Annotated in this window: 14 protein-coding genes; 12 read left to right on the top strand and 2 right to left on the bottom strand. The window is 65.9% G+C overall.

The window, feature by feature from the left end:
* From ABF648_RS06145 to ABF648_RS06105, 9 genes are all read left to right on the top strand, one after another.
* A partial coding sequence (locus ABF648_RS06145) for an ImmA/IrrE family metallo-endopeptidase (protein ID WP_415631416.1) occupies positions 1-728 on the top strand: 728 nt, incomplete at its 5' end.
* Positions 728-1,660, top strand: coding sequence for a bifunctional DNA primase/polymerase (locus tag ABF648_RS06140; protein WP_415631415.1), 933 nt, complete (start codon positions 728-730; stop codon positions 1,658-1,660). The genes ABF648_RS06145 and ABF648_RS06140, both read left to right, overlap by 1 nt.
* A gap of 29 nt (positions 1,661-1,689) precedes the next feature.
* Positions 1,690-2,448 carry a DUF2637 domain-containing protein gene (locus ABF648_RS06135; RefSeq protein WP_415631414.1) on the top strand — a complete coding sequence of 253 codons (759 nt, stop codon included), beginning with the start codon at positions 1,690-1,692 and terminating at the stop codon, positions 2,446-2,448.
* Positions 2,445-2,816 carry a hypothetical protein gene (locus ABF648_RS06130; RefSeq protein WP_415631413.1) on the top strand — a complete coding sequence of 124 codons (372 nt, stop codon included), beginning with the start codon at positions 2,445-2,447 and terminating at the stop codon, positions 2,814-2,816. Before ABF648_RS06135 ends, ABF648_RS06130 begins: the two co-directional genes overlap by 4 nt.
* Positions 2,817-2,912: 96 nt before the next feature.
* Positions 2,913-3,776, top strand: coding sequence for a hypothetical protein (locus tag ABF648_RS06125; protein WP_415631412.1), 864 nt, complete (start codon positions 2,913-2,915; stop codon positions 3,774-3,776).
* A 45-nt stretch (positions 3,777-3,821) separates the two neighbouring features.
* Positions 3,822-4,802: a ParB N-terminal domain-containing protein gene (locus ABF648_RS06120; RefSeq protein ID WP_415631411.1), complete on the top strand. Its 981-nt coding sequence runs from the start codon at positions 3,822-3,824 to the stop codon at positions 4,800-4,802.
* A 31-nt stretch (positions 4,803-4,833) separates the two neighbouring features.
* Positions 4,834-5,517: a hypothetical protein gene (locus ABF648_RS06115; RefSeq protein ID WP_415631410.1), complete on the top strand. Its 684-nt coding sequence runs from the start codon at positions 4,834-4,836 to the stop codon at positions 5,515-5,517.
* A 16-nt stretch (positions 5,518-5,533) separates the two neighbouring features.
* Complete coding sequence (locus tag ABF648_RS06110) at positions 5,534-7,165, top strand: M23 family metallopeptidase (RefSeq protein WP_415631409.1); 1,632 nt, start codon at positions 5,534-5,536, stop codon at positions 7,163-7,165.
* Positions 7,165-7,431: a DUF6112 family protein gene (locus tag ABF648_RS06105; RefSeq protein WP_415631408.1), complete on the top strand. Its 267-nt coding sequence runs from the start codon at positions 7,165-7,167 to the stop codon at positions 7,429-7,431. The genes ABF648_RS06110 and ABF648_RS06105 overlap by 1 nt, the downstream gene beginning before the upstream one ends.
* Here ABF648_RS06105 and ABF648_RS06100 read toward each other — a convergent pair.
* The gene (locus tag ABF648_RS06100; protein ID WP_415631407.1) at positions 7,428-8,297 is read right to left on the bottom strand and encodes a hypothetical protein; all 870 of its coding nucleotides are present in this window, start codon (positions 8,295-8,297) and stop codon (positions 7,428-7,430) included. The two genes, ABF648_RS06105 and ABF648_RS06100, sit on opposite strands and share 4 nt — an antisense overlap.
* Before the next feature lie 161 nt (positions 8,298-8,458).
* Between ABF648_RS06100 and ABF648_RS06095 the strand changes: the two genes are divergently transcribed.
* From ABF648_RS06095 to ABF648_RS06085, 3 genes are read left to right on the top strand one after another with little or no spacing between them, the layout of a single operon-like run.
* Positions 8,459-8,740, top strand: coding sequence for a DUF6112 family protein (locus tag ABF648_RS06095; protein WP_048768880.1), 282 nt, complete (start codon positions 8,459-8,461; stop codon positions 8,738-8,740).
* A gap of 37 nt (positions 8,741-8,777) precedes the next feature.
* Positions 8,778-10,175: a conjugal transfer protein TrbL gene (locus ABF648_RS06090; protein ID WP_415631406.1), complete on the top strand. Its 1,398-nt coding sequence runs from the start codon at positions 8,778-8,780 to the stop codon at positions 10,173-10,175.
* A 5-nt stretch (positions 10,176-10,180) separates the two neighbouring features.
* A complete protein-coding gene (locus ABF648_RS06085; protein WP_415631405.1) occupies positions 10,181-11,641 on the top strand; it encodes an SCO6880 family protein in 1,461 nt (486 codons plus the stop codon).
* Positions 11,642-11,665: 24 nt separating this feature from the next.
* On the opposite strand, the gene ABF648_RS06080 is transcribed toward ABF648_RS06085, so the two are convergent.
* Positions 11,666-12,529: a hypothetical protein gene (locus ABF648_RS06080; protein WP_415631404.1), complete on the bottom strand. Its 864-nt coding sequence runs from the start codon at positions 12,527-12,529 to the stop codon at positions 11,666-11,668.
* Positions 12,530-12,533: the final 4 nt, after the last annotated feature.

The raw sequence follows: 12,533 nt of genomic DNA, 5'->3' as shown, positions 1-12,533 counted from the left end.
CGTGGCGCAGGCTCGGCAAGTTCGACAAGCCCCGGCCCGGTGAGACGGTGCGCTCAAAGATGGTCGGCGTGCGCCCGGCCTACGTGTGGGACGCCTCCCAGACGGCGGGCGACGACATTCCGGAGCCCCCACGTCCCAAGCTGCTGGAAGGTGAAGCACCCAGCGGGTTGTGGGAGGGGCTGGCCTCCCAGGTGAAGACCGCGGGTTTCGACCTCGTCGATGTCGCCGCGGCGTTGGAGATCTTCGGGGCGAATGGGGTCACTGACTACGCCGCTCACACGGTCACCGTCCGCAGCGATATGGATGCCGCGGCGCGGGTCAAGACGCTGGCCCACGAGCTGGGCCACGTCCTGATGCACGGTCCGGATAATCAGGAGGCGCGCCAGCATCGCGGGATCGGCGAGGTCGAGGCCGAATCCGTCGCCCTCATGGTCGGTGCAGCCCACGGGATGGACACGACGAGCTACACGATCCCGTACGTCTCCACCTGGGCCGCCCAGGTGGAGGGACGCGAGCCTGCCGAGGTTGTCAAAGCCACCGGCGAGCGCGTCCGGTCGGTCGCCCTGAAGATCCTGGATCAGCTCGACACCGCCCAGGTCGGCAACGGCACCCCACCCGGGCTCGAACGCGACACCCCCACCCGCGACGCCCCGAGACAGCCTGCTGCTGCGGATCGGGCGGCACCGGCACGGCGGGAACCGGTGCTCGCTGAGGCCAGGAGCCTGTGATGCCCGGCCTGTCCGCGTTCACACAGACGCTGATGCGCATGCCGCCTGGAGCCTCGACGGGCGAGGCGGCGATGGCGATGGCATCTGCTGGAATTCCCGTGTTCCCCGTCGCTGTCAACGGCAAGCAGCCGCTGACCCGGCACGGATTCCACGACGCCACCACGAGCCATGCTCAGATCCGCCACTGGTGGGCGTCGACTCCAGGGGCGAATGTCGGGATGCCTACCGGCGCCCGCTCGGGTGTCGTCGTGGTCGACGTGGATGTCCACGGGCCCGCCAACGGGTACGTTGCCCTGGACCGCGCCGACGCGGCAGGACTCCTGGACGGGTGGGAGGCGTTCGTGCGCACCCCCTCGGGCGGGCTCCACGCCTACTACCCAGCCACCCCTGGTATCGAGCAACGATCGTGGCAGGCCGCGCGGGCTGGCATCGACTTCCGCGGAGACGGCGGTTACATCATCGTCCCGCCGTCCAACCGAGTCATCGACGGCCAGCGCTGTTCCTATCGGCTGGAGAAGGTGACCGGCGACCGGCCGCAGCCACTGGATGCGGGGCGGCTGCGCCGTTTCCTCGATCCAGCACCACCGCGGACACACGGCCCCCCGTCGCAGGCGATGGATCACGCGGTGAATGTTGAGCGGCTCGCCTCATGGGTGGCCCGTCTCCAGGAGGGTGAACGCAACCACGGGTTGTTCTGGGCGGCCTGCACCATGGCCGAACACCGCGTCCCGCCCGGGCAAACACTCGACGTGCTGACTACTGCCGGTGGTCAGGCGGGACTCTCCGTGCGTGAAGTGACGGTGACGGTGCGTTCGGCCTACCGCACCGTCACCACCGCACCCACCAGCAGTCCTCCATCCACCTCACCGGCACCAGTACCCTCACTGGACCGCTCACCACCGCCGATTTCTGCTGCTCGGAGCCTGTCATGAACCCCCGGGCCGGGAGCCGCTGGGCCGTCATGACGGCCGTAGCAGGGACGGTGTTCATCGCGGTGGGGGCCTTCTGGTTGTCCTTCACCTCTCTGGCCGACCTGGCGCGGCGCTCGGGGATTGGGGCGGGCCAAGCGTGGGCATGGCCGCTGATCGTGGACGGCATCATCGTCGTCGCGACCGTCGCCGTCGTTGCCCTGGCCGGGACCCGAGCGTCCTGGTATCCGTGGGCGCTGTTGATCGGCGGGGCCAGCGTCTCGGTGACGGCGAACGCGATCCATGCCGTCATCGCTGCAGATGCCGATGTGCCTGGCATCCTCGCCGGTGCCGTCGCTGCGGTCCCGCCCGTGGTGCTCCTGGCGATCACCCACCTGACCGTCGTTCTCACCCGACCACCAGACGCTCAAGCCGATGCGAAACTCTCCGGCATCCCGGTGGGTCTGGGGTTCGAGGCCGAAGACAAAGCTCCGATCGCCAGCCCGGAGCTCTCTGAGGGTCCGATCTCACCGGTGTTGATCGCTGGCGGGACGGGTACCGAATCTGCATACGGCGACGACCTCAACCCAGGGCACTCAGGTGATCGCCGCGTCCGGGCTGCGGACCTACACGAGGTGGGTTGGTCAAACAAACAGATAGCCCGCGAGCTGGGCGTCCATCCCTCCACAGTTGGCCGCTGGCTTACCGCTCTCACTGAACAGTCAGACGACGAGTCCACCGACGACGAAGCGCCGAACAACACGCCAGAAGTCCTGAGTAATCAGGCACCCAATGAAGAGGAGAACTCATGAGTACCGACGAGCAGACCCCAGACCCCGTGGCCGGGGACATCGCTGGCGCCACCGGCACACCGGATGCCATCGAAGCCACCAGCATCCGGCACCACGACCCAGTCATCGACCCGGCGTTCAGCCCGCACCAGCGTGTGGGACGTGGCGTGGACTGGGTGCGCCCCACCGACCTGATGGCCCGCAGCGGTTCCAGGGTCGCGGGCGCCGGGATCGACTTCCAAGCAGACATGGCCCGCCGCTCCCGCCACGCCGCAGCGACCAGCGCCCGCGCTGTCGCGGCCAGGGCACGCAGGCTCCCACCGGTCTCCGCTTTCGGCCGCGGCCACAGCTCCGAGCCGGTGACGAGGGATTCGGTCGGCATTCCGTGACCTGAGGAACCACGACCATCAGGCCGCCTCACCCCGCCGCCAACGTGCGGCGTGGGGACGGGTGCGCACCTGTTGGTCAAGGAGGTACCAGCAACCATGACCACCACGACGACACGATCAGAATCGGGCGAGGACTTCACGACCAGTGAGGGACTGCGCCGACTCCTCATCCGGCTCCACGAGGCAGGCCCCACCAGCTGGGAACACGACCGCACCGCCGACGCCCTCGTCGCCTATGCGGCCGAGAAGTACGCAGGGCTGGCCCGTAAGCACGGGCTGGACCCGTGGGAGGCCGCCAGCGCCGCCTTCGAAGCGATGCGCAACGAATCCACCCGCACCGCGCGGGACCCCTGGGCCGTGGTCACCCACGCCGTCCAACTGTCCTGCATGGCCGAGGAACGCGGCCAAGGTCTGCTGTGCTCAACGCATCAGGCCCGGCGCCGCAAGTACGAGGATGTCCACGACCCCGAGCGGATCTCGGACCGAGAGACCCCACTGTCGGACTACCACCCTTCCTTTCAGGTCTACGACCACATCGACGACCCCGACACCGACGGTCGCGAGGAGAGCACGGAAGAGTTGGCTGAGGAGGCGCTGTCGGCACTGAACGCGGTCGACGAGTGCGTCGCCTTGTTCATCGGGCTTGGCTGGCCAGCCGACGCGGCCCGCACCGCCATCCACTACGTGACCACAGCCCTCTCACGCACCCATTCCAGGCTCTCCGCCTATGAGGGACTGCGCCGCGACAAGTACGCGCTCGCGTTCCTGGACCTGCCGCAGAACTCCTGGCGAGTGCTCCTGCACGCCCTGTTGGGCTACCCGCATCCCGCGTTACAGGCCACCCCGGCTGGGCGCGGGATTCTCATGCGCCTGGTCATCGGCGAACCCATCCGCTCGATCCTCCACGACGAGGACCTCATCCTCGCGATCGCGCTCGCCGCTCCGGGCAGGGCCGGGTGAACGACTGTGGGCGCGACCAGCGGGCATATCGAACTGGAACGGACCGTGAGTTCGATCCAGGTCGGGGCGCGCCACCGCCGCGACCTCGGCGACATTGAGGGCCTCGCCGCCTCGATCCACAAGTATGGGCTGCTCCAGCCGATCACCATCACGCCCGATGGGGTCCTCGTCTGTGGGGCCAGGCGCCTGGCGGCGATCAAGAAGCTCGGGTGGGAGACCGTGCGCGTGTGGGTGCGCTCGGGAATCTCCGACCCGCTGGCCTACCTGCTGGCCGAGCAGGACGACAACGTGTTGCACAAGCCGCTCACCCAATTGGAGCAAGCCGGACTCTATCGAGAGATCAACGAGCTGCTCCGTGAGGACGCCGACCGCCGTAAGGAAGCCACTCAGTTCTCCAGTGTGCATCAACCTGGGGATGACGGTCCCGCAAAATTTGCGGGACCGTCAGAGTCTTCCGGGGACCGCCGCAAGCAGGCGGCCAACATGATCCCCGGCGGTGCCTCCTATGCCACGCTGGACAAGGTCACCTGGCTCCAAGACGTCGCCGCTGATCCCGACCAGCCCGAGCACATCCGCCACCAGGCCGAGCACGAGCTGGCGAACATTGAGCAGGGCGCTCACGTGCATCCGGCCTGGCAACGCATCCGCGACCTCACCGCCACAGCCGCCACCTCCCGCTCGGAGAACGCCGCACGCCTGGCGGAAGAGGCACTCGCGAAACTCCAGGCCGAGCAGCGCACCGCAGGCAAGAAGCGCCCGGCCACGACCAAGCCGAAAGCACCCGTTGCCTCTGAGATGGAGGCGTGGCCGCCGCGTACCTTCGTCCACACGTGGCAGGGCTTCGCGCCTGGCTGGTGGGACCACTTCGACGTTCTCATCCTCGTCGACAAGCTCACCGCCACCGAGATTGACGAGTTCTTCACCTTCGTCGACGACGCCACGGCCTTCGCCGAACAGATCCGCGCCGCCCTGGCCACGCCCGCGCTCACGGGCATGGAGCAGCGCTCGCACCTCAAGGCCATCTGAGCCTTCGGGTAGCTCGGTACACCTGCTGGGTATGAAGACTCCAGCCGACTCGCGCGCCCGACGCCGCCTCATCACCCTGATCGCCACCGGAACCGCACTGGTGGTGCTGGTGGCGTTCGGCGTCTACGGCCTCCTCACCGGACCAGCGAAACCGTCGAGTGAGCCCTCGCCGCCAGCTCCCTCCGGGCCAGCAGTGCCCGCTCCCCGCGCCCGGCCAACGCCGATGCAACCGACAGCGCCTGTGGTGCGAGGAAGCCGCGACCCCCAGACCTTCGCAGGCAATGTCGCCCTCGCCCTGTTCACCTGGGACACCACCACCGGACTCATGCCCCTGGACTACACGTCCGCCCTCCTCGATGTCGGCGACCCGACCGGCCAAGAGCAAGCGGGCCTGGCCGCCGACATCGCCACCTACCTGCCCACCCGCGACGCCTGGATCGACCTGCGCCAGTACGCCACCACGCAGACCCTCACCATCGACTCGATCCAGGTCCCCAACGCGTGGAACGAGGCCGTGGAACAGGCGCACCCCGGACAACTTCCAGATGGGGCCGCGGCGTACACGATTCACGGCACCCGCCAGCGCGACGGCGTCTGGAATGGGGCACCGACCTCGGCCGAACGGGACGTGGCGTTCACGGTGTTCATCGCCTGCCCGCCCGACGAGACGTGCCATCTGCTGCGCCTGTCCCAGCTCGACAACCCTCTGGGCTGACAGGCAGGAGACCGTCATGTTGAAGAAGATCGGCCTCCTCGCCACCGCACTGGTCCTCCTGGGGCCGATGCTCGGGCTGGTCGGCGTCGCCCTGATCATGAACCCCGCCGCCAACGCGTCCTGCACCACCACCGGCAGCGCGAGCGTCGCCGTCGGAAACGTCCCGGACTCACTGGAGGTGACCACCGCGGCCGGAGAGGCATTCACCCTGAACCGTCAGCAGCTCACCCACGCCGCGACCATCATCACCGAAGGCTCCACAATCGACGGCGTCACCCGCGACGGACTCCAGATCGCCCTCATGGCAGCGCTCACCGAGTCAACACTGCGGATGCTCGCCAACACCGGCACCTACCCCGAATCCGGGAACTACCCAAACGACGGGAACGGTGGAGACCACGACAGTCTCGGCCTGTTCCAGATGCGTCCCCAATCCGGCTGGGGCACCGTCAAGCAGCTCATGGACCCCACCTACCAGGTCAAGGCGTTCTTCGGCGGACCCAAAGGCCCCAACTACCCCTCGCCCCGCGGCCTGCTGGACATTCCCGGCTGGGAGCAGATGGGCACAGGAGAGGCCGCCCAGGCCGTGGAAGTCTCCGCCTTCCCCGACCGGTACGACAACTACGCGCCCGTCGCCGAGAAGATCCTCACCACCCTCACCACCGGCGGGACCGGCTCCGGCACGGTGCCCGTGGTGACGGGCGAGACCTCCCGGGTGGTGTTCCCACTACCGGAAGGAACGTGGGTGCAGACTTCCGAGTTCGGGCCGCGCATTGACCCGATCAACGGGGAATCCCGCATCCACTCCGGCATCGACCTCGCGGCCCCGCAAGGCACACCGATCCTGGCCGCCGCCGATGGCACCGTCACCCGCGCCCAATACACCGAGACGGGCGGCGGGATCATCGTCATCGAACACCACATCGACGGCGCCACCCTCGCCACCGCCTACATCCACATGTGGGAGACCGGCATCCACGTCACCGCAGGACAATCGGTGACCGCGGGCCAACACATCGGCGGCGTCGGATCGTCTGGACACTCCACAGGACCGCACCTGCACTTCGAGGTCCGCCCCGGCGGCACCGACAGTGAGGCCATCGACCCAGCACCCTGGCTCAACGACCACAACGCTGCCGACCTGCCCGAAGCCACCGGAGACACCGACAGTGACGGCTGTTCCACCTCTACCACCGCGGGCGACCCCGCAGCCTTCCCCGAAGGGGACCCCAACGCGCTGGTAGATGATCCGACGACCGGCGGGCAGATCACGGCTCGCATGGCCTACGTGATGGCCCAGACCCAGCAGGCCTTCCCCGACACCTCTTGGTCCTGCTACTCACCGCGTAGCGGTACCAAGTCCGAGCATCCACTCGGGCGGGCCTGCGACATCACTTTCGGCAACCCCATCGGGAAGCGCCCCACGCCTGCGCAGTTAGAGGCCGGGTGGGAGGTCACGAACTGGGTCAAAGACCACGCCGAAACCCTCGGCGTCCAGTACCTGATCTGGCAGGGCACCATCTGGAACATCGACCGCGACTCTGAGGGCTGGCGGCCCTACAACGGCGGCGGCATGCACGACCCTTCTGACATCACCGGAGGCCACTACGACCACCTGCACATCACCGTGAAGGAAGGAGCCCTGTGATGGACGTGTTCCCCAACTTTGACGGCCTGAGCGGCATCGGCGACCTCAAGACAGTCATCGGCGCCGCACTCACCATCGTCCTGGTCATCGCGGTCCTCATGATCATCGTCTCCGCCATCATCTGGGCCATTGCAAGCAGCACCGGGAACACCAGTGTGGCCACGAAAGCCCGCGCGGGTGTCCTCGTCGCGCTTGGAGCTGCGGTCCTCGCTGGGGCGGGGGTCGCCTGGATCAACTGGCTCATCCAGCTGGGCGAACAAATCTAGGACTCTGTTATGTCGCGCTCCTCCGATTCTTCCAATCTCCTGAAGATGTTCGCGAGAAGAATTACAGAATCAGCAGCAATTCCCGCTTGCCTTCTGTCCGGCGTCCTATGCTTAACAGATTGGGCTTGCTCAATAGCCGCCCGCACGAGTTTCCTAAGCTCTGCATTTGACTTGCCATCGAGTTCAACTTCTACGACCCGTTCGAGCCTCGCCTTAGTTTTTGCGACAGCTGGTTCATCCTCTTCAGCCGGAAGATGACGCTCTCGCCGATAAGCGGCAGCGGAGAGATTCTCCAAGACAATTACACAATCATTGCCGATATTCCGATAGTCCTGAGAAGTCGTTGCCTCTCGAAAGTGGCGGCGTAATTCAGCGATCTCCTCATCAACCTGAGTCCACCCTGTTCTAGGACGCTCGGTCACGGGTACTGCCAATTCATGGGTGAGTGTGCCTGCCTGCATGTCAGCTAGCAGATCGTGAACAGGATTGAAAATACCGGCAAGGATCTGACGCCGGGATTCCCAACCCCCTGTGCCCGACGCTCCTTCTCTTTTCCAGTAATGGTAGAACTCTTCGAAGTCGGAAAAGGGTGGGGAGAACGGCACGTTCAGTCGACGTAATACTGCTCGGAGCGCAGACATTGAGGCTCTAGAATCATCCACGGTGAACCTGGGATGATTTGAAGTACCCCGCTCGATGTACTCATCATGGACGAGGCGTGCCAGTGCAACAGCAGCGTCAATATCTGTTGGCGATGTCGCTATTCCAGCGTGGACTTGCTTGATCAAGTTTCGGTCCAGCATGCGTTGCTTCGTTCCCCAGGGTCCGGCACCGGGGCGTTCAGTCAAGAAATCTTCGGGGCGCATGCATCCAACGCTAGTCGCAGTGAGGCGACTCATCAGTGATCTGGGCGCGCGCGTGCACCTGCTGGTCGACCATGTTTCTAGTTTGCCGCCCGCCGGGTGGTTCTGATCTTTGGGAGTTCATCGTGATCGACCTCGCATCCGTCCTCGTCCAGCTGCCCGCCATGCTGCCCATGGACATCGACATCAGCCCCAACGACTCCGGCCTGCCCGGGATCTCCCAGCTACGCACCATCGTCGGCGCCGTGATGACCATCGGGCTGATCCTGTCCGTCCTCGCGCTCATCATCTCGGCGATCGTGTGGGGCTTCGGCTCCAACTCCTCCAACCCGCACCTGGCCGGGCGAGGCAAGATCGGCGTCCTCGTCTCCTGTGGTGCGGCCGTGGTCTGCGGCGCTGCCGTCACTCTCATCAACTTCTTCTGGAACGTCGGCCAGCAGGTCTGAGGCCAGCCACGCTCCGTTTCACCTTGGGAGGTTTGTGATGGGTGTCTGCGATGTTCCCGTCATCTCAACGGTCTGTGATGCCGCCGGTGAAGCCGCCGCCACCCTCGTGTCGGCGCCCTTCGACTGGCTGGCATCCACCATGGGCCAGGCCGCAGGATGGCTCATCGAGGCCATGTGGAAAGTCTTCGACTCCACCACCCTCGTCGACGTCACCGCCAAGGGCTACCTGGACGTGTACAACCTGCTCTTCGGCATCGGCGTGTTCATCGTGCTGCTCTTCTTCTGCTTCCAACTCATCCTCGGCCTCATCCGCCGCGAACCCTCCGCCCTGTCCAGGGCAGCACTCGGGGCGGGCAAAGCCGTCCTCGGCTCCTTCCTCGTCATCACCCTGACCGCCACCGCCCTGGAGATCGTCGACCAACTCTCAATCGGCATCGTCCAAGCAGCCGGGGAAACCACCGGAACCATGGGCGACAAGATCGCGCTGCTCACCGCGGGCCTCACCGCGATCAACATCAGTGCTCCAGGCGTTGGCGCGATCGTGACGATCTTCCTCGCCGGACTCATGATCTGCGCGGTCGCCATCGTCTGGTTCAGCCTCCTGATCCGCAAGGCACTGCTGCTGGTGGCAATCGTGCTGGCCCCGGTCGCCTTCGCCGGTGCCGCATGGGATGTCACCCGCTCCTGGATCGGCAAGTGGGCGGCCTTCGTCGTGGCCTTGATCGTCTCCAAGCTCGTCCTTGTCGTCGTGTTCCTCATCGCGATTACCCAGGTCGCCACCCCCATCGAGGCAGACCTGTCGGCGGTGACCGAACCCATCACGGGAATCGTGCTGCTGTTCATCGCCGCGTTCGCCCCCTACATGGTCTACCGGTTCGTCTCCTTCCTCGGCTTCGACCTCTACCACGCCATGGGCACCGAGCAAGAAGCCAAGGGCGCACTCAACCAGCCCGTCCCTGTCCCCTCCAAGCCGCAAGCAGATGGGGTGAAGAAAGTCCTCGACGGCGGTGACGGCGGAGGCTCCGGGTCAAGCGGCGGAGGAGGTGGTGGTAGAGGCGGTTCTGCACCACCCACGCAGGCCGCACCCACGTCGGGCCCCGCGGCCACCACTGAAACCGCAGGAGCCGGTGGAGGTGCCGCCGCGGCAGCAGGACCCGCAGCGGCGGTCATCGTTGGCGCCGAAGTCGCCGAAACAGCCGCCGAGGCCGGGCCCACGCTCGGCCACGAGGTCGGCGACCAAGCCGAGTCCGCCGCTGACGCCGCCGACCAGCCAGGAAGCACCCCGCCACCCGAGCAGAGCAACCCCGGCACGCCACCACCGTCGACGCCGCAGCCGAACCCGCCATCGAGCGATCCCGCACCACCACAGAGTCCGCCACCTGCTGAGCCGAAGCCACCGGCTGACCCGCCCGCGCCCCAGCCACCCAAGGAGTGAGCACCATGACGTCAAGCAGTACTCCCGGGTCCGACCTGGTGCCGGTGAAGTTCTCCCGGCTGACCCGCAGAGGTGTCCTCCTGGGACTCTCCCTGTCACAGCTCGTGACACTGGGTGTCGGGGTGGTCTCGTTGGTGTGGGCGTTCTACGCAGGAGGCGGCATCCTCATCGCCATCACCGCACCCATCTGGGTCCTGGCCGCAGCTCTCACCTGGATACCCCTGTCCGGACGCCCCATCGTCGAATGGGTACCCGTGGGTTTCTGGTGGATCTGGAAAACCACCGGCGGCCAGCTGCTCTACCGCCGCCGCATCGTCAAGCCCCGCCCCGCGGGCACCCTCGCCCTCCCCGGGGACAACGCACGCCTGCGCGAATACCGCGACCCCATCACCGGGGCAGGAATGATCCACGACCCTTCTGCCGCCACACTCACCGCCGTCATCTCCGTCACCCACCCAGCATTCGTCCTGCTGGACCCCGGCGAACAGGAACGACGCGTCACCTCCTGGAGCCGGGTGCTGGCCACCGTATGCCGCTCCGGGCGGGTCTCCATGCTCCAAGTCCTCGAACGCACCCTGCCCGATTCAGGCACCGGACTCGCCGAATGGTGGTCCACCCACGGCACCCATGACTCATCGTGGGCATCTACCACCTACAGTGAACTGATCGACCGGGCCGGACCCGCAGGCGAACGCCACGCCACCACCTTGTCGCTCTCGCTGGATATGAAGGCAGCCGCCCGACAGATCCGCACCGCAGGCGGCGGCATCCGCGGCGGCGCCGCCGTCCTCCGCCAAGAAATGAACACCCTCGTCGCCGCCCTACGCTCCGCCGACCTTGCGCCGTCCGCGTGGTTGACCTGCGGACAGATCGCCGTCATCCTGCGCTCCGCCTATGACCCCGCCGTCGCCGCCACCCTGGAACGTCACGGGGAACTCGGCCAGAACCTCGCCACCGCCGGACCCGTCGCCGTCAACGAATCCTGGAACCGGCTGCGCACCGACTCCGCCCACCACGCCGTCCTCTGGATTAGTGAGTGGCCGCGCTCCATGGTCTACCCGGGCTTCCTCGCACCCATCCTGCTCTCCAACGGCATCCAACGATCCTTCTCCCTGCTGTGCACCCCGATGCGCTCCGACCAAGCCGCCCGCGACATTCGCAAGAAGAAGACCGAGTACATCTCAGACGCCGCGCAGCGCCAGAAGATCGGGCAGATCGAAGACGCGAGCCAGACCGCCGAATACCACGACGTCCTGAAGCAAGAAGCTGACCTCACCGCGGGGCACGGCATCCTCCGCTACACCGGCCTCATCAGCGTCTCCGCCACCACCAGCGACGACCTCGACGCTGCGGTCGCCGCCATCGAACAAGCCGCAATCCAAGCCTCCTGCGAGACACGACTCCTCGTTGGCCAGCAGGCTCAGGCATTCACCGCGGCGGCGTTGCCGTTATGCCGGATCGTGTGAAGGCTGGCGATTGTCTCTGAAGAGCTACGAGGTCACTGCTTCATCGTCGGCGGGAACAACGTCGTTGGGAAGAGAGCACTCCAGATCTGTATCGTCGTCTTCGATCACTTCGACGTCGACGACATCTGCGTCCCCGCGGTGGCCGGGCTTCGTCAACTCCAAGCTTGCGAGATGCTTCTGCAAGCGCTTTGACATCGGCAAGAACGTGCCAAGTGAGAGCCCGCCGGACAGGACCGCGCCGACTACGGGAATGGCCTTTGCGATCCCGTTGGCGAACAACTTCTTTGTCATGCCGACACCGAGATATCCTGCAACCTTCTTCACAACGGGATAGATGACTCCCTTCGTCAACGCCTTCTGGGGGAGCTTCTTGGCCACGTTGGCCGCGATCATCCCCGCGACCTTGGCTACTCCGCCTTGGGCGACCTGAACGCCAACCATCACGCCCACGAATAGGGTGAGGATTCCTTCAGTAGCCTCGTCCATTTCCTCTGATGCGTCTCCGAAGAGGTCAGGCCACCCATATATGTAAGCGAGCTTTTGAGCGATGCGGAGCATGTGGCCCACGTACTGAGCCATATCGGCGGGTACTGTGCCGAGCATCGCAAGTCCGCCGGGGATACCAGCGAGGGTCGAGATGCCGGTTACCTTGGTCGTCTCGTATGTGACTGAGGTGTTGGCGACGTCGGTGATGACCTTGAGCGGCACCCCTGCGGCTGCCGGGCTCTCCGCAATCGCTCGCTCAATCTGATCTTCAGTGCAGTAGCGCTTGAGCGCGTTCCGAAGGTAGGCACCGCGGTTGATGCGGACGCCTGGGAGCTTCGCGGCAGCCTCCAGAACCTCGGAAAACTTCGAGCCGGGGTTCTCCAGCTCCTTCTGTTGTGGCATGCCC

It is taken from the genome of Propionibacterium sp., assembly GCF_047719395.1.
GTDB lineage: Bacteria > Actinomycetota > Actinomycetes > Propionibacteriales > Propionibacteriaceae > Propionibacterium.
The sequence above is the reverse complement of the archived record's forward strand: the minus strand, read 5'-3'. Positions and strand labels throughout refer to the sequence as shown.